General features: G+C 64.7%; 19 protein-coding genes. 9 read left to right on the forward strand and 10 right to left on the reverse strand.

The genetic code is table 11. The annotated features are described in order from the left end of the window. Positions 1–40 precede the first annotated feature (40 nt). The 8 genes from gltX to GA0061098_RS33935 all read left to right on the forward strand — a co-directional run bounded on the left by gltX (position 41) and on the right by GA0061098_RS33935 (position 9,289). Positions 41–1,468, forward strand: a complete 1,428-nt coding sequence (gene gltX, locus GA0061098_RS33900) for a glutamate--tRNA ligase (RefSeq protein ID WP_091965763.1) — start codon at positions 41–43, stop codon at positions 1,466–1,468. Between the two features lie 147 nt (positions 1,469–1,615). Then, a complete protein-coding gene (gene gltA / locus GA0061098_RS33905) occupies positions 1,616–2,920 on the forward strand; it encodes a citrate synthase (RefSeq protein WP_091965764.1) in 1,305 nt (434 codons plus the stop codon). 192 nt (positions 2,921–3,112) lie between these two features. After that, complete coding sequence (locus GA0061098_RS33910; protein WP_208610707.1) at positions 3,113–4,291, forward strand: ROK family transcriptional regulator; 1,179 nt, start codon at positions 3,113–3,115, stop codon at positions 4,289–4,291. 57 nt (positions 4,292–4,348) lie between these two features. Then, a complete protein-coding gene (locus GA0061098_RS33915; protein ID WP_091965766.1) occupies positions 4,349–5,635 on the forward strand; it encodes an ABC transporter substrate-binding protein in 1,287 nt (428 codons plus the stop codon). Next, positions 5,632–6,555 carry a carbohydrate ABC transporter permease gene (locus GA0061098_RS33920; RefSeq protein WP_165637768.1) on the forward strand — a complete coding sequence of 308 codons (924 nt, stop codon included), beginning with the start codon at positions 5,632–5,634 and terminating at the stop codon, positions 6,553–6,555. Before GA0061098_RS33915 ends, GA0061098_RS33920 begins: the two co-directional genes overlap by 4 nt. Then, complete coding sequence (locus tag GA0061098_RS33925; RefSeq protein ID WP_165637769.1) at positions 6,548–7,405, forward strand: carbohydrate ABC transporter permease; 858 nt, start codon at positions 6,548–6,550, stop codon at positions 7,403–7,405. Before GA0061098_RS33920 ends, GA0061098_RS33925 begins: the two co-directional genes overlap by 8 nt. Positions 7,406–7,415: 10 nt before the next feature. After that, complete coding sequence (locus GA0061098_RS33930) at positions 7,416–8,525, forward strand: ABC transporter ATP-binding protein (RefSeq protein WP_091965768.1); 1,110 nt, start codon at positions 7,416–7,418, stop codon at positions 8,523–8,525. Further along, on the forward strand, positions 8,522–9,289 hold the full coding sequence (locus tag GA0061098_RS33935; protein WP_091965769.1) for an SDR family NAD(P)-dependent oxidoreductase: 768 nt from the start codon (positions 8,522–8,524) through the stop codon (positions 9,287–9,289). Before GA0061098_RS33930 ends, GA0061098_RS33935 begins: the two co-directional genes overlap by 4 nt. Before the next feature lie 108 nt (positions 9,290–9,397). Here GA0061098_RS33935 and lpxB read toward each other — a convergent pair whose 3' ends face one another. From lpxB to lpxA, 3 genes are read right to left on the reverse strand one after another with little or no spacing between them, the layout of a single operon-like run. Next, entirely contained in the window at positions 9,398–10,576 is a 1,179-nt protein-coding gene (lpxB, locus tag GA0061098_RS33940; protein ID WP_091965770.1) for a lipid-A-disaccharide synthase, read from the reverse strand. Further along, positions 10,573–11,430 carry an LpxI family protein gene (locus GA0061098_RS33945; RefSeq protein WP_165637773.1) on the reverse strand — a complete coding sequence of 286 codons (858 nt, stop codon included), beginning with the start codon at positions 11,428–11,430 and terminating at the stop codon, positions 10,573–10,575. The genes lpxB and GA0061098_RS33945 overlap by 4 nt, the downstream gene beginning before the upstream one ends. Positions 11,431–11,449: 19 nt before the next feature. After that, on the reverse strand, positions 11,450–12,241 hold the full coding sequence (gene lpxA, locus GA0061098_RS33950; RefSeq protein ID WP_091965772.1) for an acyl-ACP--UDP-N-acetylglucosamine O-acyltransferase: 792 nt from the start codon (positions 12,239–12,241) through the stop codon (positions 11,450–11,452). Positions 12,242–12,416: 175 nt separating this feature from the next. Between lpxA and GA0061098_RS33955 the strand changes: the two genes are divergently transcribed. Continuing rightward, positions 12,417–12,740, forward strand: coding sequence for a KTSC domain-containing protein (locus GA0061098_RS33955; protein ID WP_091965773.1), 324 nt, complete (start codon positions 12,417–12,419; stop codon positions 12,738–12,740). A 30-nt stretch (positions 12,741–12,770) separates the two neighbouring features. Here GA0061098_RS33955 and fabZ read toward each other — a convergent pair whose 3' ends face one another. The 7 genes from fabZ to GA0061098_RS33990 form a co-directional block, all read right to left on the reverse strand. After that, entirely contained in the window at positions 12,771–13,232 is a 462-nt protein-coding gene (gene fabZ, locus GA0061098_RS33960) for a 3-hydroxyacyl-ACP dehydratase FabZ (protein ID WP_091965774.1), read from the reverse strand. Beyond that, positions 13,229–14,296: a UDP-3-O-(3-hydroxymyristoyl)glucosamine N-acyltransferase gene (gene lpxD, locus GA0061098_RS33965; protein WP_091965775.1), complete on the reverse strand. Its 1,068-nt coding sequence runs from the start codon at positions 14,294–14,296 to the stop codon at positions 13,229–13,231. Before lpxD ends, fabZ begins: the two co-directional genes overlap by 4 nt. 125 nt (positions 14,297–14,421) lie before the next feature. After that, a complete protein-coding gene (gene bamA, locus GA0061098_RS33970; RefSeq protein ID WP_091965776.1) occupies positions 14,422–16,959 on the reverse strand; it encodes an outer membrane protein assembly factor BamA in 2,538 nt (845 codons plus the stop codon). 177 nt (positions 16,960–17,136) lie between these two features. Then, a complete protein-coding gene (gene rseP / locus GA0061098_RS33975) occupies positions 17,137–18,288 on the reverse strand; it encodes an RIP metalloprotease RseP (RefSeq protein ID WP_091965777.1) in 1,152 nt (383 codons plus the stop codon). A 44-nt stretch (positions 18,289–18,332) separates the two neighbouring features. Then, the gene (gene dxr / locus GA0061098_RS33980; protein WP_091965778.1) at positions 18,333–19,556 is read right to left on the reverse strand and encodes a 1-deoxy-D-xylulose-5-phosphate reductoisomerase; all 1,224 of its coding nucleotides are present in this window, start codon (positions 19,554–19,556) and stop codon (positions 18,333–18,335) included. A 4-nt stretch (positions 19,557–19,560) separates the two neighbouring features. Then, a complete protein-coding gene (locus GA0061098_RS33985; protein WP_091965779.1) occupies positions 19,561–20,403 on the reverse strand; it encodes a phosphatidate cytidylyltransferase in 843 nt (280 codons plus the stop codon). Further along, positions 20,400–21,158, reverse strand: coding sequence for an isoprenyl transferase (locus GA0061098_RS33990; RefSeq protein ID WP_091965780.1), 759 nt, complete (start codon positions 21,156–21,158; stop codon positions 20,400–20,402). Before GA0061098_RS33990 ends, GA0061098_RS33985 begins: the two co-directional genes overlap by 4 nt. Positions 21,159–21,163 lie beyond the last annotated feature (5 nt).

Genomic DNA, 21,163 nt, shown 5'->3' on the forward strand with positions numbered 1-21,163 from the left:
GCTATACACCACCGCCTCCAAAGCATAGGCCCTGCCAAGAATGACCGATTCCGTCGTCACACGCTTCGCTCCCTCGCCGACCGGCTTCCTCCATATCGGGGGCGCCCGCACCGCGCTGTTCAATTGGCTGTACGCGAAGAAGCACGGTGGCAAGATGCTGCTCCGGATCGAGGACACCGACCGGGAGCGTTCCACGGAGGCTGCGATCGGCGCCATTCTCGACGGCCTGAAATGGCTGGAGCTCGGCTGGGACGGCGAGGTCATCTACCAGTTCAGCCGCGCCGCGCGCCACCGCGAAGTCGCCGAGCAGCTGCTCGCCGTCGGCAAGGCCTATCGCTGCTACGCGACCGCCGAGGAACTGACCGTCATGCGCGAGAAGGCGCGCGCGGAAGGGCGCACCCGCCTCTATGACGGGATGTGGCGCGATCGCGATGCCGCGACGGCCCCGTCCGACGTCAAGCCGACGATCCGGCTGCGCGCGCCGCAGACCGGCGAGACCGTGATCGAGGACCAGGTCCAGGGCCGCGTGGTCTGGCAGAACGAGAACCTCGACGACCTCGTGCTTTTGCGCGGCGATGGCAACCCGACCTACATGCTCGCTGTGGTGGTCGACGACCACGACATGGGCGTGACCCATGTGATCCGCGGCGACGATCATCTGATCAACGCCGCGCGCCAGAAGCAGATCTACGATGCGATGGGATGGGCTCTGCCGAGCATGTCCCACATCCCCCTGATCCACGGCCCGGACGGCTCGAAGCTCTCCAAGCGCCATGGCGCGCTCGGCGTCGATGCCTACCGCGCCATGGGATATTTGCCGGCCGCGCTACGCAATTACCTCGTCCGGCTCGGCTGGAGCCATGGCGACCAGGAGATCTTCTCGACCGAGGAGATGATCGCGGCGTTCGACCTCGCCAGCGTCGGCCGTGCCGCCGCCCGCTTCGATTTCGCCAAGCTGGAAAACCTCAACGGCCACTACATCCGCCACGCCGACGATCAATCACTCGTGAAGATGTTCGAGGACGTGCTCGACCATCTCGTGCCCGCACGCGACGAGCTCAAGGCCAAGTTAAACGACACCACGCGCGCCCAGCTTCTCAAGGCCATGCCGGCCCTGAAGGAGCGCGCCAAGACGCTGATCGAGCTGATCGACAGCGCTTATTTCATCTTCGCCGACCGGCCGCTGGAGCTCGATCCCAAGGCACAAGCGCTGCTGACGCCAGAGAACCGCAAGCTGATCGGCCAGCTTCATTCCGCGCTGGAGAAAGTCGAGACGTGGAGCGGCGCGACCACTGAAGCTGCGCTGCGCACTTTTGCCGAGGAAAATAGTCTCAAGCTCGGCGCGGTCGCCCAACCCTTGCGGGCCGCGCTGACCGGGCGGACGACATCGCCTGGTATATTTGAGGTTTTGGACGTCCTGGGACGCCAGGAAAGCCTCGGCCGGCTTAAAGATCAGTCTACGACGTAAGTCGAGCATGCGTGCGGTGATCTTGCAGCGCACACAGCAATAATATACCCATCTCCCCCGTACCTTCTGGAACATCCGGCCTGCCCCGTCATCTCGCAAAGGGGGCCTCCGGCTCCGGCCCGTTTCACCATACATCGGGGACCTCTGATGGACGCAAAACCGAGCAATAAGACCGCTACGCTGACGGTCGGAAACAAGAACTACGATCTCCCGATCCACAGCGGCAGCGTCGGGCCTGATGTCATCGATATCGGCAAGCTCTACGGCCAGTCCGGCCTGTTCACCTACGATCCCGGCTTCACCTCCACAGCGAGCTGCCAGTCCAAGATCACCTATATCGACGGCGACGCGGGCGTGCTGGAATACCGCGGCTACCCGATCGAGCAGCTCGCCGAGAACGGCGATTTCCTCGAGACCTGCTATCTCCTGCTGTTCGGGGATCTGCCGACCGCCGCGCAGAAGAAGGATTTCGACGACCGCGTGACCCATCACACGATGGTGCACGAGCAGATGGCCCGTTTCTTCCAGGGCTTCCGCCGCGACGCCCATCCGATGGCGATCATGGTGGCTGCGGTCGGCGCGCTCGCCGCGTTTTATCACGACTCCACCGACATCAACGATCCGAAGCAGCGCATGATCGCTTCCATGCGCATGATCGCCAAGATCCCGACCCTGGCGGCGATGGCCTACAAGTACACGATCGGCCAGCCCTTCGTGTACCCGAAGAACTCGCTCAAGTTCGCCGAGAACTTCCTGCACATGTGCTTCGCCGTGCCGTGCGAGGACTACAAGATCAACCCGGTGCTCGCTGACGCGCTGGACAAGATCTTCATCCTGCACGCCGACCACGAGCAGAACGCCTCGACCTCGACGGTGCGCATCGCCGGCTCGTCCGGCGCCAACCCGTTCGCCTGCATCGCCGCCGGCATCGCCTGCCTGTGGGGTCCGGCGCATGGCGGCGCCAACGAAGCCGCCCTCGCGATGCTCGCCGAGATCGGCTCCGTGGACAAGATTCCCGAATTCATCGCCAAGGTGAAGGACAAGAACTCCGAAGTCCGCCTGATGGGCTTCGGTCATCGCGTCTACAAGAACTACGATCCGCGCGCCAAGATCATGCAGAAGATGTGTCACGCCGTGCTCAAGGAGACCGGCCATGGCGACGATCCGATGCTGAAGGTGGCGCTCGAGCTCGAGAAGATCGCGCTCAGCGACCAGTACTTCATCGACCGCAAGCTCTACCCGAACGTCGACTTCTATTCGGGCATCACGCTGAAGGCGATGGGCTTCCCGGTCTCGATGTTCACCGTGCTGTTCGCGGTCGCCCGCACCGTCGGCTGGATCAGCCAGTGGAGCGAGATGATCGAGGACCCGCAGCAGAAGATCGGCCGTCCGCGCCAGCTCTACACCGGCGTCACCCGCCGCGATTACGTCGCGATCAAGGATCGCAAGTAAGCTCCAAGCCGTTACGGCTTTTGAAGCGGCGCCATCGCAAGATGGCGCCGCTTTTGTTTGCGAAACCGGGTCGAACAACTCCCATTCTTGCTGCCGCGCACAACAACAAGTCCACGCCTGCGGCCGCAAACGCCTTGACAGTCAGAGTGCTCCGCGCGCAAATTCTTACACTAAGTAAGAATGACGACAGGGATGGAAATGCCGGAGCAGCCGAGAAGTCGGCGGCAGACGCGCGCTGCCATTTTGACTCACCTGCTTCAGTCGGGCGGCTCGTTTCGTCCGCCACTGGCCAAGGCCGTGCGCCTGTCGGAAGCGAGCCTGTCGCGCATCCTGCTTGACCTGAAGGCCGAAGGCCTGATCGAGGAAGTGCGGCGCCCTGCCCCTTACGTCGGCGGCCCGACCGGCCTCGTGTCGCTCGATGGCGCGGTCGCCCTCGCAGCCTTCGAGCTGACTGCTCAGCACCTCAGCGTCGGCGTCGGCGGCCTGTCGGGTGAGCTCAACTACACCGAGCGTGTGCCGCTGCCGAAGACGCCGACGGTCGAGACCGTCGGCCGGGCGTTTCGCGAAGCGATGACATTGTTGCGCGACTGGACGCGGCGCCGCCGCGTCGTCCTTTCGCAAGTCGGCGTCTCCATTCCGGGCCTCGGCCGGCTCAGCGCCGCGGGCAACCCCATCATTCCCTGTGACGTCGGGCGCATCAGCGACATGCTCGGCGAGATGTTCGCCGACGTGCCCGTCGAGTTCACCAATTCGGTCGTGGCGCACGCCACATTCCATCGCTGTCGCACCGAAAACTATCCATTCAATGACACGCACCTGTTCGTCTTTGTCAGCCATGGCGTTGCCGGCGCCTGGATGGATGATCCCGTCGAGACCGACGCGCTCCAGCCGATCGAGCTCGGTCACATGGTGTTTGGCGAAGGCGGGCCACGCTGTCGCTGCGGCCACCTCGGCTGCGTCGAGGCCTATACGTCGCTTCCGGCGCTGGCCGAGCTTCTCGGCGTGCCCGAGCCGGAGTTGCTCCAGCTTGGCAGCGATTGGGTCAGCGCGATCCCGATCTCCTCGCGCGTGCGTCAGGAGCTGCGGCATCGCCTGTATCGCCTCGGGCTCGCGATCGGCAACACGCTGAACGTCAAGCCCTGTCACGGCGTCGCCATCTCCGGCTGGCCTTCGCTCCTTGCGGAAGGCGATCGGAAAGCGCTGGTCGACGGCGTCGATGCCTGCCTGCTCGGCGGCCGCAAGCATGCGCAGGTGTCGCTGGCTTTCGTGCCGCCGTCGAACGGCAATGATCCCAGGGCCGCGCTGGCCTTCGCCGCGTTCTGCCTCGCCTGTCGCGGCGGCATGCCGGCCGCGTCGACGGAGGCCGCCTGAGATGGCCTGAAGCTGCGCGGCTCGCGCGCAAGAGAGTTCACACCGGGAGGAACTGCCATGCCGATCACGACAACAAGGCGCCGTCTGCTCGCTGGATCTGCTGCCGCGCTCGCACTGCCCGCCTTTGCCCGCGCGCAAGGCGCGGTCAAGCCGCGCCTGACCGCGATCTCACAATGGTCTGCGGGCAGCGATGGGGCGGCCATCACCGCGCTCGGCAAGAAGTTCGAGGAGAAAGGCGGTGTCTGGCAGCACTCGCCGGTCCCTGGGTTCACCACCGAGATGATGAACAAGCTGCGCGCTCAGATCATGGCCGGCGATCCACCGGCCTGCTCGCAGCTCAAGGGTCCCGAGATTGCGGCCTGGTCGAAGATTGCCCCGACCGTCGATCTCGACGCCGTCGTCGCTGCCGCCGGTTACGAAAAGGTGGTCGCGCCAGACCTGGCGAAACTGCACAAGCCGGGCGGCAAATGGATCGCACTGCCGTTGCAGATCTACAGCACCAACATGCTGTTCTTGTCCAAGCGCGCGATGGACAAGGCCAAGGCCGACAAGGTCCCCGTCACATGGGCTGACTTCAACGACCTCGCCGACAAGATGAAAGCGGGCGGCGTCCCCTATCCCGTCGCCAACGGCGGCACCCGCCCCGACGACGGGCAAAAATTCGAGGCTGCCTTGGCCGGCATCAGTCCCCTCGCATACCGCGCAGCCATCATGAAGCTCGAGAAGAAGGCCCTGGAGGGTCCTGAGATCAAGGCTGCGTTCGCGCAGGTGCGCAAGATCGCCGACTGGATGGACCCCAATGTCGGCGCCCAGCACTTCTCGACCAATTTGAAGCGCTTCGTCGACGGCGACATGGGCATGATGATCATGGGCGGCTGGGCGCAGGGCGTGTTGCGCAATGCCGGCTTCAAGTTCGAGGACTTCATAATTGCGCCAGGCCCCAGCGACAATAGCAAGCCGGTGTTCCTGTTGAACGCGGATGCCTTCATCTTCTGGCAGCGCAAGGAGCCCGATCTGCAGGCCGGCCAGACGCTGATGGCCCAGCTCGTCATGGATCCGGCGATCCAGACCATGTATTCGCAGATCACGGGATCGATCCCCGTGCGTACCGACGTCGATCTGTCCGGCGAAGGCTGGTCGGACGGTCAGCGGCGGACCGCGGCAGCCCTGAAGGACGCCATCGCCAGCAACCAGGCGGTCCTGAGCCTCGCGCACAACATGGCGCAGGAAAACGGCATGACCGCCGCGATGATCGACGTGATCACAGAGTACGTGAAGAACAAGACGATCAAGCCCGAGCAAGCGGCCACCCGCCTCGCCGAGGCCGTCGAGGGCGCACGTTGAGCAATGCCGCCGCGATAAGACCGGGCCGGCCGGCGCTTCCTGAATGGGTGCGCCGGCTGCCCGAATATCTGATGATCTGGGTGCCGCTGCTGCTGTCCGCCGCGCACCTCGTCTCGTTCTCGCTGTGGACGATCTGGATCTCGTTCACACCATCGACGCTGATCCCCGTCTCGGGCTGGGTAGGGCTGCGCAACTACTCGGCGGTCGCGGCATCGCGGAATTGGCAGATCGCCTTCGACAATCTGCTGTTGTTCGGCAGCGCTTTCGTGCTGCTGAGTTTGGTGACCGGCCTCGCCCTTGCGATCCTGCTTGACCAGCGCATCCGCGGCGAGAACGTGCTGCGGTCCGTCTTCCTCTACCCCCTTGCGGTGTCGTTCGTGGTCACCGGCACGGTCTGGAGTTGGCTGCTCAATCCTGGCCTCGGAATCCAGAAGCTCGTCCACGATCTCGGCTGGACCTCCTTCAAGTTCGACTGGCTGATCGATCGCGACATGGCGATCTGGACCATCGTGATCGCCGCGATCTGGCAATCCTCGGGCTTCGCCATGGCGCTGTTCCTTGCCGGCCTCCGCTCCGTCGACACCGACATCATCAAGGCCGCGCAGATCGACGGCGCGGGACCGATCCGAATCTACCGGCGCATCATTCTGCCGTCGCTTTGGCCGATCACCATCACCGTCGTCGTGATCCAGTTGCAGTTCGCGATTTCGACGTTCGACCTCGTGCGCGCGCTGACCAATGGAGGACCGGGAATCGCGACCCAGCTGCCGGCACTCGTCGTCTACGACCTGATGTTCCAGCGCAGCCTGCTCGGCCGGGGCGCGGCGGCGGCGGTGCTCATGTTGCTCATTCTTCTCGCGGTGCTGCTGCCGTATGCGGCGTGGCGATATGTTCAGCGACGGCGGGCCGCCCATGCGTGAGCGAACCTTCGCACCAAGCCGGATCTTGATCTACCTCATCGTCCTGCTGATCGCTGCGGCATGGCTCGCGCCATTGGCTGTTGTCGTGCTGAACTCGCTCCGCAGCAACGAGGAGATCGCGCAGGGCTCGATGATCGGCTGGCCGCAGCACTGGGCCTGGAGCAACTACGTGGCTGCCTGGAGCGGCTTCTGCGTTGCCGAGACCTGCGCCGGCATCCGGCCGTACATGCTGAACTCCGCCCTCGTCACGATTCCTGCGACGATCTTCTCGACCCTGCTCGGTGCCGTCGCCGGCTACGCCGTATCGCTCTGGCGTTTTCGCGGCGACACCTGGATCTACGGCATCGTGACCCTCGGCCTCTTCCTGCCCCAGCAGATGCGCCTGCTTCCCTGGACCATCGTGCTGCGCGACATCGGTCTCATCAACACGCTGGCGGGCCTCGTGCTGATTCACACCATCCAGGGACTCTCCTTCACCACGCTGTTCTGCCGCAACTATTATGTCGCCATTCCCCATGAATTGATCAGGGCCGCGCGCATCGACGGCGCCGGTTTCTTCCGCATCTTCTGGCGCATCATCCTGCCGCTCTCGCCACCGATCCTGATCGTCACGGTGATCTGGCAATTCACGCATATCTGGAACGAGTTCCTCTACGGCGTGACATTCACGAGCGGCCAGCAGCAACCTGTCACCGCCGCTCTCATCGCGCTGTCCGCTGCAGTCGCAGACATCCCGCAGCACGGCGTGCAGAGCGCCGCGGTGATCATCGCGGCGCTCCCGACGCTGTTGATCTATCTCCTCGGTGGCAAATACTTCGTCCGCGGCCTGACTGCCGGGGCCGTGAAATGATGGAGTTGTCATGGCAGCACTGAGCATTCGAACCCTGTCGAAGCGCTACGCCAATCTGGAGGTGCTGAAGGGCGTGGATCTCGACATCGAAAGCGGCGAGTTCACGGTGCTGGTCGGGCCATCCGGCTGCGGCAAGTCCACGCTGCTCAACATCGTCGCCGGGCTCGATCATCCGAGCGCAGGGACCGTGGAAATTGGCGGACGCGTGGTCAATGACGTCCCACCCAAGGACCGCGACATCGCCATGGTGTTCCAGTCCTATGCGCTCTACCCGTCGATGACGGTACGCCAGAACATCACCTTCGGCATGGAATGCCGTCACGTACCCAAAGCGGAGCAAGACGCTGCGGTCGCGAATGTCGCGAAACTGCTCCAGATCGAGGCCCTGCTCGGCCGCAAGCCGTCGCAGCTCTCCGGCGGCCAGCGCCAGCGCGTGGCGATGGGCCGTGCGCTGGTGCGCGATCCCCTGCTCTTCCTGTTCGACGAGCCGCTGTCCAATCTCGACGCAAAACTGCGCGTCGAGATGCGGATGGAGATCAAGCGGCTGCACCAGCGCATCGGCGCGACCATCATCTATGTCACCCACGATCAGATCGAGGCGATGACGATGGCGACGCGGATCGCCGTGATGCATCGCGGCGTGGTGCAGCAGTTTGCCGATCCTGACACCGTGTACCGCTATCCCGCCAATCTGTTCGTCGCACGCTTCATGGGCTCCCCGCCGATGAACACCATGCCGGCGCGGCTCGAGGCCGACGCCGGCGGTCCCGTGGTCGTGATCGGCGCGGGTCGGCCGGACGAAGTTCGCCTCCGCCTGCAGGGATACGATGCCGCGGCACCCTATCTTGGCCGCGAGGTGGTGTTCGGGATCAGGCCGGAATGCATCGCGGAGGGCAACCGCGTGTTCTCCGGCGATGCCCCCATCGTCGTCCACGCGCCGGTGGAGATGGTCGAGCCCACCGGCGCCGAAACCATCGTGCTGCTGCGGCTCGGCGGCGAGTCCGCGCTGGCGCGCATCACGCCGGATATCCGTCCCCCGCCGGGGACGGCAGCCCCCTTCGCGCTCGACACGCGCCGCATCTGCCTGTTCGACCCCGAGACGGAGCGACTGATCGCATGACAAAGACGAGCTATGCCGGACTTGCGAACCGCGTCGTCCTGATCACCGGCGGCGCCAGCGGCATCGGGGCCGCCTTCGTGCGCGCCTTCGCGGCCCAGGGAGCGCGCGTTGCGTTCCTCGATGTGGATGAAGAAGCCGGCGGGACGCTGGTCGCGAAGGTGAGCGCTGCGTCCGAAACCGCGCCCTTGTTCGTGCCCTGCGACCTCCTGGACATCGAGGCCTTGCGCGCGGCCATGGCACAGGTGCAGCGATCGCTCGGTGATGCCGCAGTGCTCGTCAACAATGCCGCCAATGATCAACGCCAGTTGCTGGCCGAGGTGACGCCAGCAGAGTTCGATTGGATGATCGGCGTCAATCTCAAGCACGTCATCTTTGCTGCGCAAGCGGTGGTGCCGCAGATGCAGGCGCGCGGCGGCGGCTCGATCATCAACATGTCGTCGATCGCCTGGATGCGCGGTGCACCGGCGCTGCCGGTCTACGCCGGGGCAAAGGCGGCGATCGTCGGTTTCACCAACTCGCTGGCCCGGCTGGTCGGCCCCGACCGCATCCGCGTCAACGCGATTGCGCCGGGCATGGTGATCACCGAACGTCAACGCCGGCTGTGGTATCCGGACGAGCAGGTCATCACCGAAATGCGCTCGCGCCAAGCCGTTCCGGATGCAGTGACGCCCGAGGACATCGCCAACATGGCGCTATTCCTCGCCTCCGACGAAAGCCAGCGCATCACCAGCCAGTGTTTTCGCGTCGATGGCGGCTTAGCCTAATCCCATAGTGCCGTAGGGTGGGCAAAGCGAAGCGTGCCCACCGTCTCTCCGCGACCGAGCAAGACATGGTGGACACGCTTTCGCTTTGCCCACCCTACGAGACCTCCGTTACCGCCTGCCCTTGCGCATCGTTGCCAGCACGATGTCGGCGGCGAGCACGCTTGGCGATTTGTTGCCGGTCGACATGATCTGATCGAGCTGGGCAAAGGCCTCGACCTGCTGCTTGCGCAGCGGCGAATCCGTCAGCACCTCGGCGAGTGCCGGCGCCAGTTTCTCCGGCGTGCACTCCTCCTGCAGGTACTCCGGAATGACATCCTTGCCGATCACGAGATTGGCGAGGATCACCGAGGAGACGCGGATCGCGCGGCGCAGGATGAAGGCCTCGATCGCACCGACGCGATAGGCCGTCACCATTGGAATACCCGACAGTGCGAGCTCCAGCGTCACCGTACCGGATTTGGCCAGCGCCGCACGAGCGATCCGGAACACGGCGCGCTTCTCGTTTTCGCCGGTCACGACCCTTGGCTTGACCGGCCAGCTCGCGATGCCTTCGCGGATGGTGGCCTCGAGATGCGGCATGGTCGGCAGTATCAGTTCGAAGGCGTGGCCTTCCGCCTGCAAGCGGCTGAGCACCCCGCCAAACACGTCGAGATGGTGCCTGACCTCGCTGCGGCGGCTGCCGGGCAGCACCAAAAGCACCGGTGGCTCGCCGTCGCGACGTGCCTGCTCCTCCGCGTTCGGCCGCAGCGAGGGCAATTGCTCGATGAGGGGATGGCCGACATAGCTGCATGGCGGTCCGCCGAGCTTGCGGTATTCCTCGGGCTCGAACGGCAGCAGACCGAGCACATGGTCGACATAACCGAGCATGGTCCGCGCCCGCCCCGGCCGCCACGCCCAGAGCTGCGGCGAGACGTAATCGACGACCGGGATCGCCGGATTCTTCGCGCGCACGCGGCGGGCGACGCGATGGGTGAAGTCGGGGCTGTCGATGATGACGAGCGCGTCCGGCGCGGCCTCGGCCACGGCGTCGCCCGTCTCGCGGATCAGCCGCAGGATTTTCGGCAATTGCTGCACCACCGCGGCAAATCCGACGATCGACAGCTCCTCGATCGGAAACAGCGATTCGAGCCCCTCGCGCGCCATGGTACGGCCGCCGACGCCGACGAACTGCACGCCGTCGCCGAGGCGCTGGCGCAGCACCTTCATCAAGGCGCTGCCGAGCCGGTCGCCGGATTCCTCCGTGGCGATCAGGAAAATCTTGCGTTTGGGATCGCGCGACTGCATCACGCCGGCAGACCGATGACGAAGAGATATTTGGCGTCCGCGAGGCCGATCATCGCCTGCGGCTCGGCGGCGATGGTGTTGCCGGCGATGACAGCGAGGCCCGCAAGGCCGGCCGCCGCGACGCCCTCGATGGTACGCGGGCCGATCGTCGGCAGGTCGAAGCGCAGATCCTGGCCGCTCTTCGGCGCCTTCACCAGAACGCCGCGGCCGGCGGCCGCGCGAATGCGTCCCTCCTCGCGCAGCCGCGCGACGCGCGCGAGCAGCGCGTCGGTGCCCTCGATGTCCTCGACCGCCACCACATGGCCGTCGATGACCACCGCAGCCTGGCCGATGTCGAACGGGCCGAGTGCGGTCAGCACCGCGCGGCCGCGCGCGATGTCAGTCTTGCTGGTGTCGCTGGGCCAGGCGCGACTGATGCAGCCCTCGGGCATCAGGAGATCGGGTGCGAGGTCCTTGATGCCGACCATGCGAAAGCCGTCCTGCTCGAGGATGCGGCCGACGCCGGACAAGAGATGATCGTCGCCACCGCGAAAGGCGCGGATGACATTGCCGAGCAGACGCATCGTCTTGACGTCGAACCGGATCTCCGAGAGCGAGGGCCGTACCAAGGTGCCGATGAAGATCAGGTCGCGGCAACCCTCCTCGCGGAACAGCCGCATTGCGCGACCGAGCTGGCCGACAGAGATCCAGCGATGGCGGAATTTCTCCACCCGCGCGGGATCGCAGGCCCCGCGCAGCGGAAACAGCACCGGCGTGATGCCGCGGGCGGCAAGCGAGTCGGCGACCGCAAACGGCATCGCACCGCCGCCGGCGACGATGCCGACCGGCGATGAGATGTCCGACGCCGCCAATGTCATGTCCGCGGCCATCCCGAAATCACTTCGCAATGGCGGGAAGACAGAGCGGGCGCTTGCCCTTGCCGATGAAGTCGAGGATTTCGGCGATCGCCGGATCTTCGCCCGCAAGCGGCCTGGACGCCTCTAACCGCTCGGCGAATGTGCCTGGGCCATGGAAGAGCTTTTGGTAGAACCCGCGCACCGTCGCCAGTCGCCGCTTGTTGAATTTGCGCCGCTTCATGCCGATCAGGTTGAGGCCTTCCAGCGCCGCATATTGGCCGTTGACCAACCCGAACGGGATGATGTCGTCGCGCACGCCGCACACGCCGCCAACCATGACCTGCGGCCCGATGCGGGTAAACTGGTGCACTGCGGACAGACCACCGATGAAGACGAAGTCGCCGATTTCGCAATGACCGCCGAGCGTCGCCGAGGTCGCGAAGATCACGTCGTTGCCGACATGGCAGTCATGGCCGACGTGGCTGCAATTCATGAAGTAGCCGCGATCGCCGACCGTGGTGATGCCACCGCCGGCGACCGTGCCGGCGTTCATCGTCACGGACTCCCGGATGGTGCAGCCAGATCCGATCTGGAGCTTCGTCAGCTCGCCCCGGTAGCTGAGCGACTGCGGTGGCGTGCCCAGCGAGGCAAAAGGATAGATGACGCAATCGTCGCCGATGGTCGTCTGCGCGGTGATGTGCACATGCCCGATCAGCTTGCAGTTCGCGCCGATCACGACATTCGGGCCGATGATGCAATAGGGGCCGATCTCGGTGCCCTCGCCGATCACGGCGCCGTCCGCGACCCGAGCGGTGGGATCAATCTTGCTCATCAAGCAATGTTACTCGTCAAGAAGGTCTGGTTATGCGTTGAAGTCGCTCAGTTTTCCGGTGGTTAGCGCGACTATGCCCGATCTGTCCAGTGACGTATCATCTCGGCCTGTTTCAAGTACCGGATGAGGCGGTCGTCCCGGCTCCTCAACAACTTCATGCGGAGCTTCAGCTTTCATGGTCAGGGCCCTGGCACTTCTGCTCGCACAGCTCGCGGCCGCACCGATCGTGTCCGAAGCGGTCGAGACCGGCGAACGCCACCCTATCGACCTCGCGACATTCGAATGCCGCGACATCAGCCGCAGCACGGTGCTTCAGCGTGTCTGTTACGACCGCGCGCAGCGCGACCTCGTCGTCGCGACTGGCGGCAGCTATGCGCGCTATTGCGGCGTCGCGGCCGAGACCGCCGACCGTCTCCTGGGCGCGCCGTCCATGGGCCAGTTCTTCAGCCAGAACATCAAGCGCGAGGCCCGCGGCGGCCGCTACGATTGCGGCGCGTAAAGAACCCGCCCAGCGCGACCCGAGTGCCGCTCAGTCCGTCAGCATGGCGCCGACGTCGGCTTCCGCAACCACCTGCCCGTTGACCTTGGCGTCGCCGTGAAACCACCACATGGCCTTGCGACGGCCGACCGAGCGCATGTGATACTCGATGGTATCGCCCGGCAGCACGGGCTTGCGGAATTTGCACTTGTCGATGGTGAGGAAATAGACCGCCCGCGGCTTCTCGGTGCCTTCGACCGACTTGATGCCGATCACGCCCGCGGTCTGCGCCATCGCTTCGATCATCATGACGCCGGGATAGACCGGTCGCTCCGGGAAATGCCCCTGGAAGGCCGGCTCGTTGAAGGTGACGTTCTTGATGCCGATGCCGCTATAGTCGGCGCGGATGTTGATCACGCGGTCGATCAGCAGCATCGGAAAGCGGTGCGGCAGCGTCTGGAGGATGGCATTGATGTCCACCAGCTCGAACTTAACAGGTGATTCCTCCGTCATTCCCGTCCCTCGTCCTTCGGATCAGCCCTGCTGTCGCGTACCAGGCGCTCCACCGCGATAATTTCCTTGAACCACTGCTTGGTCGGTTTGGCAAAGAAGCCACCCCAGCGTCCGCCCGGCGGGATGTCGTCCTTGACGCCGCTCATTGCGGTCACCTGGGCACCATCCCCGATCTTGAGGTGGTTGTTGATGCCAACCTTCGCTCCGAGTGCCACGTTGTCGCCGATCGTCAGGCTGCCGGCGAGCCCGATCTGGGCAGCCAGCAGGCAGTGCCGGCCGATCGTGACATTGTGACCGATCTGGACCTGATTGTCGATTTTCGTACCCTCGCCGATCACGGTGTCGCGCAAGCTGCCGCGGTCGATCGTGGTCCCGGCGCCGACCTCGACGTCGTTCTGGATCAGCACTCGCCCGGTCTGGGGCACCTTCAGATGGCCCTCGGGGCCGAAGAAGATGAAGCCGTAGCCGTCCTGGCCGATCGAGCAGCCGGGATGGATCAGCACGTTGTTGCCGATCAGGGCGCACTGGATCGCGGTGCGCGCGCCGACATTGCAATCCCGACCGATCTTGACGCCGGGCCCGATCACCGCCCCGACGCCGACCACCGTGCCGCTGCCGATCTCGACATCCGGGCCGATCACGGCCAGGGGATCGACGATCACGCCGTCCTCGAGCCGGGCCGAGGGATCGATGATCGCCGACGGCGCGATGCCCTCATTGCCGACCCAGGATTGGGGCCTCAGCGCTTCGCCGTGCCATTCCCGCGCGATCCTGACGAAGGCCCGGAACGGCTGCGCCACCCGCAGCACGGCCACGTGCGCGGGCACCTGGGGCTCGAAGCGCGGGCTCACCAGGCAAGCGCCGGCCTTGGTCGCCTTGAGTTCGTCGGCGTATTTGAGGTTGTCGAAGAACGCCAGATGCATCGGGCCCGCTTCGTCAAGCGAAGCAAGGCCCGTGATGATGTGGCCGCCCCTGGCGGGATCGACCAGCTGCGCCTTGGTCAGCGTGGCAATGTCAGCCAACGTTGAGGCAGGCGGCTTTGTGAAGAAGGTCGGCTGCGCCATTCCACCCCGTCGCGGTCCGGCTTCGGCATGAAGCGGTCGAGCCGCATCATGCTCCATCTCTTGGATCGGCACGATCCCTTTCGGAAACCAGTTCCAGTGATCCGGATCGTGCCGTGCTGATCGAATTAGAACGTGGTGCCGCCGCCGAACCGGAACTCCTGCGTGCGATCGTACTTGCCCTTGCTGAGCGGCACGGCGTAGTCGAAGCGCAGCGGACCGAACGGTGACTGCCAGATCAGACCGACACCAACCGACGAGCGGATCACCTTGCTGTCGTCATAGACGAGGCCGGTACAGGTTCCCGCGGTCGGCGGATTGATGGTCGACGGGATACAGCCCGAATTGCCCGGCGTCGTCAGTTCGTTGGTCACCGACCACGTCGTCGGTCCCTTGTAGTCATACAGGCCGCCGGCATCGGCATAGACCGCGCCCTTCAGACCCACTTCCTTCGGCAGGAACCAGAACGGCATCTGCAGTTCGAGCGAAGCGCCCCAGTATTTGGTGCCACCAAGCGCGTCCTGTGTACCGAAGGGGTTCAAATCGCGCGGGCCGATGCCATTCGGGGCGAAGCCGCGGACGAGGTTCGAGCCCATCTGGAAGTGATCCAGCATGCGCAGATCGTTGCCGATCTTGTTCAGCATGCCGCTCTGCAAGCGGACCAGACCGACGATGTCAGACACCAGCGGAGTGTAGTACTTCGCATCGATGACCGACTTCAGGTAGGAGACGTCGCCGCCGACGCCGGCGAAATCCTGACGGAAGTCGACGAGCAGACCGTCGGACGGGTTCTTGTTGTTGTCCAGCGTGTTGTAGGTCAGCGAGTAGCCGAGCGCCGAGGTCAGAGTCTTGCCGTTGGCGAGCTCCTTGCGCACCGGCAGCGAAGCTTCGCCGTCGCTGTAGCAGCCGAGACCGTTGGTCGAGGTCAGATCCGGAACGCCGCCATTGGCATTGACGAAGGCCGGGCTCGGGTTGAACGCCGAGGTGCCCAGATTGTTGTTACAGTTCGCCAGATAGTACGGCAGCGAGATTTCCTGCTGATAGACCGAGTAGCGCAGCTGGAGCGCCAGATCTTCACGCAAGGAGAAGCCGAGGCGCGGCGAGAAGCCGAGCGTCTTGGTGCCGTAGGAGATGTAGCTGTTGGACAGCTGCTGGCGCTGATAGAGGTCGAGGCCGAGCGCGACGCGGTAGTCGAGCAGATACGGCTCGACGAACGACAGCGAGTAGCCGCGTGCGTATTGGCCATAGGTCACCGACGCCTTGGCGAACAGACCGCGGCCAAGCAGGTTGCGCTCGGAGATCGAGACTTCGGCCAGCGCGCCGTCGGTGGTGGAGTAACCGCCCGAGATCGAGAAGTCGCCGGTTGATTTCTCTTCCATGTCGACGATCAGGACCACGCGATCGCTCGACGAGCCGGGCTCCGTCGTGATCTTCACGCTCTTGAAGTAGTCGAGATTCTTCAGGCGCCGCTCGGCACGGTCGACCAGGGCGCGGTTGTAGGCGTCGCCCTCGGAGATGTCGAACTCGCGGCGGATCACGTAATCGCGGGTCCGCGTGTTGCCGCGCAAGTTGATGCGCTCGATATAGGTGCGCGGACCTTCGTCGATGTTGAACACCACGGAGACGGTGTGCGCCTCGAAATTGCGGTCGCCGCCGGGCCGGACCACGGCGAAGGCGTAGCCGCGGCGCGAGGCCTCGATCTGCATCTCCTCGACCGACTTCTCGACCGATTCGACGTTGTAGAGCGAGCCCACATTGACGCGCGAATAAGCGCGCATCGACGAGGGATCGAAGTTCGGAATGCTGGAGCGGAAGTCGAGCGCGCCGACCCGGTACTGCGATCCTTCCTCGATCTTGAAGGTGACGTTGAAGCCCTTCTTCTCCGGATCGTATTCGGTGAGCGCGGCCACCACCTGGACGTCGGCGAAGCCGTTCTTGAGATAGAAGCGGCGGATCAGGTCGCGGTCGGCTTCGACGCGGTCGGGATCATAGATGTCACCGCTGGCCAGGAAGCTCAGCAGGTTCGATTCGCGGGTCTTGATGACGTCCCTGAGGCGATAGGACGAGAATGCGACATTGCCGACGAACTCGATCGACTTGACGCCGGTCTTGGCGCCCTCCTCGATCGTAAAGATGAGGTCGACGCGGTTGTTCGGCTGCTCGATGACCTCGGGCGTGACGCGCACGTCATAGCGGCCGGACCGGCGATAGATTTCAGCGATTCGTAGCGTGTCGGACTGCACCATGGCGCGGGAGAAGGTGCCGCGCGCCTTGGACTGGACTTCAGTGGTGAGCTGCTCGTCCTTAATCTTCTTGTTGCCCTCGAAGGCGATCCGGCCGATCACCGGGTTTTCCACCACGGAGACGACGATCTGGCCGCCGCCGCCGCGGTTGATTCTCACGTCCTGGAACAGGCCGGTCTCGATCAAGGCCTTGAGGCCGTCGTCGATGGCGCCTTGATCCAGGCGCCCGCCCGGACCCGGCTTGAAATAGGAGCGGATCGTCTCCACCTCGACCCGGCGATTTCCTTCGACGGAAATCGACTGCACGGTCTGAGCGAGCGCAGACGAAGACACAAAAACAGCCCCGACCGGGGCAATCACCGGCGCGCCGAACATGATCAGGGTTGCGAGCAAGCCCCCCCGGAGTCGCAGTCCAAACTTCATCGCGCAACGCGCCCTTATCATTCCGAGCCAGACCCAACCCCAACGCCGGTCTGGAAGATTCCCCAAGTTCAGGCCGCTTGTAGCCAATTTCACCGACGCCGCAAACGGCCGAAAGCGCCGTGATTTCAATTTCATTCCAAGACGTTGCTCATCAGCAACGCCACAAAAAAGCCTCCATCAAGATGCCGCCATCCGCAGGATGTCGTTATAGGTCGCAAACACCATCAACATCAGCACCAAACCGAGCCCGATTCGGAACCCCATCTCCTGAGTCCGCTCGGACAGGGGCCGGCCGCGGACGACCTCCGCCGCATAGAACATCAGGTGGCCGCCATCGAGCAGCGGGATCGGGAACAGGTTCAGCAGGCCGATCGACACCGACAGCACCGCGCAGAGATTGATCACGAACTGGAACCCGGCGCTGGCCGCCTGCCCGGACATCTTCGCGATGCCCAGAACGCCGCTGACCTCGTTCGGATTGCCGTTTCCGACGAACAGCGAGCCCAGGAACTTGAAGGTGCTGGTGATGATGAACCAGACCTGCTCGACCCCGATCTTGAGCGCCTCGCCGACGCCCACCGGGGCGGTCGAGGCCTCGCCGGCCTGAGATTTATGCTCGACGCCGAGCACGCCGAGACGGTGGCTGTTGCCGAACGGATCCTTGCGCTCGAGCAGGGCCGGCGTTGCGGTCAGCGAGACGATGGCGCCGTCCCGCTTCACCTGGAAGGCAAGGGCCGAACCCGCATTCATCGCAACGATTCGCTGCATGTCGGCAAAGCTCTCGATCGGCTTGCCGTCGATCTGGACGACGACGTCCCCGATCTTGAAGCCGGCCGCAGCTGCGGCGCCATCGGCAACGACGCCATCGACGCGCGCGATCGTGCTCGGCTTGCCGTAATACAGCGCCATGCCCGCGAAGATCAGCGCGCCCAGGATGAAATTGGCAATGGGTCCGGCCGCGACGATGGCGGCGCGCGGGCCGACCTTCTTGTGGTGGAAGCTGCCGGCGCGCTCCTCGGTCGTCATGGCCGCGAGCGTCTGGGCCGAGGGGGTCGAGGCCTCGCTCTCGTCGCCGAAGAACTTGACGTAGCCGCCGAGCGGGATGGCCGAGATCTTCCAGCGGGTGCCGTGGCGGTCATTGAAACCGACCAGCTCAGGTCCGAAACCGAGCGAGAAGGTCAACACCCGAACGCCCGCCCAGCGCGCGACCAGGAAATGGCCGAGTTCGTGGAAGAACACGACGATCGTCAGGACGAACAAGAAGGGAACCGCGTAGCCGAGGAGCCCATGGCTCAACGTATTGAAACTATGGACAAAAAAGTCGATCATCGAATTCCCTCATCCAGCGCCGCAAGGCCCTGGCCCCGAACCATCTAGGATGCCTTTAAGGCAATTTGAGGCAATAGGGCGGCAGCTCTATTTCGAGCAACATGGTCAACAGAGATCGCATCATCGGCGGACGTCAGGGGCGCCTGGTTCCCGCCGCGGATCCAGTCGTCCAATGTTGCCTCCACCAGCCGGGCAATCGCGCCGAACCGGATCTTGCCGGCAATGAAGGCGGCGACCGCGACCTCATTGGCCGCGTTGTAGACGGTGGTCGCCCCCTTCCCGGTCCGGAGCGAATCGAAAGCCAGCCGTAATCCGGGGAAGCGCTCGAAGTCCGGTGCCTCGAAGGTCAGCTGGCCGATCTTGGCGAGGTCCAGCTTGGCCGCCGGCCCCTTGATCCGGTCGGGCCAGCCGAGGCAATGCGCGATGGGGGTGCGCATGTCGGGCGCGCCGAGCTGGGCCATCACCGAACGGTCGGAGAACTCGACCATGCCGTGGATGATCGACTGCGGATGCACGAGGACGTCGATCTCGTCAGGCGACAGGGCGAACAGATAGGACGCCTCGATCACCTCGAGGCCCTTGTTCATCATCGACGCCGAATCGATCGTGATCTTCTGGCCCATGCTCCAGTTCGGGTGCTTCAGGGCCTGCTCGAGCGTGGCCTGCTCGATGTCGGCCGGCTTCCAGGTGCGGAACGGGCCGCCCGACGCGGTGATGATGACGCGGACGAGTTCGTCCCGATTGCCCGAGGCGAGCGCCTGAAACAGCGCATTGTGCTCGGAATCGGCCGGCAGGATGCAGGCGCCGGCCTTGGCCGCACGCTGCATGAAGAAATCGCCGGCGCAGACCAGACATTCCTTGTTGGCCAACGCCACATGCGCGCCGCGATCGACCGCCGCCAGCGCCGGCTTCAATCCGGCAGCGCCGCTCACGGCCGCCATCACCCAATCGGCCGGACGCGCGCCGGCTTCGATCACCGCGCTTTCGCCGGCGCCGCATTCGGTGCTGGTCCCGGCCAACGCGGCCTTGAGCTCGGCGAGCTTGGAGGTGTCGGCGATCGCGACGAAGCGCGCGGAAAATTCCTTCGCGAGCTTTGCCAGCGCTTCGACATTGCCGTTCGCCGTCAACGCCTCGACGCGGTAGCGCTCGGGCGAAGCGCGCAGCAGATCCATCGTGCTGTCGCCGATCGAGCCGGTGGCGCCGAGAACCGTGACGCTGCGGACGCTGGACGCCGCAGCCTTGTTATTACGCAATGGGACCGCGCTCATATCCTCACCAAACCATAAGACCGCTTCCGGCGCTATGCACACCATGGCGGAGAAAGCCGATAATCCATGCCGCCAGGATGGCGGCGACAAAACCGTCCAGGCGGTCCATAAGCCCGCCATGGCCGGGAATTAAGTGACTGGAATCCTTGACACCGAAGCGCCGCTTCACCGCGGATTCGAACAGATCGCCCAGTGCCGACACCACCGAAAGGATGGCACTGACCAGCAGCAATGGTCCCATCTTTCCGAACCCGCAAGCCGCAAAGCCCACCGCAACCAGAAGGCTTGCGACGAAGCCGCCCAACGCCCCGGACCAGGTCTTTTTCGGGCTCACGCGCGGCCAGAGCTTCGGCCCGCCGATGCTGCGGCCGGCAAAATAACCGCCGATATCGGTCGCCCACACCACCAGCAGCACGAACATCAGCGCGGAGAAGCCGTTGACGAGATCCTTCCGCACCAGGATCGAGGCCAGCAACGCTGCCGCTGCATAAGCGAATCCCGTCGCAGCCCAGATGAACTTGCCGCGCGCGATCAGCGTCACGATCGCGCCGCCGACGAGGCCGACGATGACGGAGGTCTTGAGCCCTCCAAAAGCAACCGCGGCCCCCATCATCGCGATGACGATCGTCCCAGCCCCGGTCAGCGCCGCCGAGCCCGCGCCGACGACCGTCAGCCATTCCGCGAACAGCCCGATCGACACCAGGGTGACGAGCAGCGCCCACAACCAGCCACCGGCATAAGCGACCGCGATGGTCAGCGGCGCCAGCACCAGCGCTGCGAGGACCCGCATCACCAGATTGTTCGGGGCAGGCTTGGCGCCCGCCGGTGCGGCGTCTTGTTCGCTCACGAGGCGGTTTTCGCGACCAGGCCGCCGAAACGGCGCTCGCGCCTGGCGAATTCGGCGATCGCGCTTTCCAGCGCCGCCTTGTCGAAATCGGGCCAGTGGATCGGCACGAACACGAGCTCGCTATAGGCGGCCTGCCACATCAGGAAGTTGGACAGGCGCTGCTCGCCGCTGGTGCGGATGATGAGATCGGGATCGGGAATGTCGGGCGCATCGAGATGCGCTCCCAGCGTCTCGGCGTCGATCGTATCGGAATCGCGCTTACCTTCCGCGACCTCGCGCGCGAGCTTCTGCGCCGCCTTCGCGATCTCCTGCCGCGAGCCGTAATTGAAGGCGACGACGAGCGTGAGGCGCGTGTTGTCGCGCGTCAGCTCCTCGGCCTCGTTGAGCAGCGCGCAGATGTCGCCCTCGAGCCCGTCGCGCTCGCCGATGATGCGGACCTTGACCCCGTCGCGATGCAGGCTGGCGAGATCGTTGCGGATGAAGCGACGGAGCAGACCGAAGAGATCGCCGATCTCGCTCGCCGGGCGCGACCAGTTCTCCGACGAGAAGGAGAAGATGGTAAGGTAGCGGATGCCGAGCTCGTGCGAGGCGCGCACCACGCGGCGCAACGCCTCGACGCCGCGGCGATGCCCCTCCGCACGCGGCAGACCGCGCGCGGCCGCCCAGCGCCCATTGCCATCCATGATGATGGCGACATGCGCGGGCGCCTCGGACCGATCGGGTCCTTCCGTTGCAGGCGCGGCGGCGTTGGACATCGAAG

Origin of the sequence: Bradyrhizobium shewense (genome assembly GCF_900094605.1) — a bacterium.
GTDB lineage: Bacteria > Pseudomonadota > Alphaproteobacteria > Rhizobiales > Xanthobacteraceae > Bradyrhizobium > Bradyrhizobium shewense.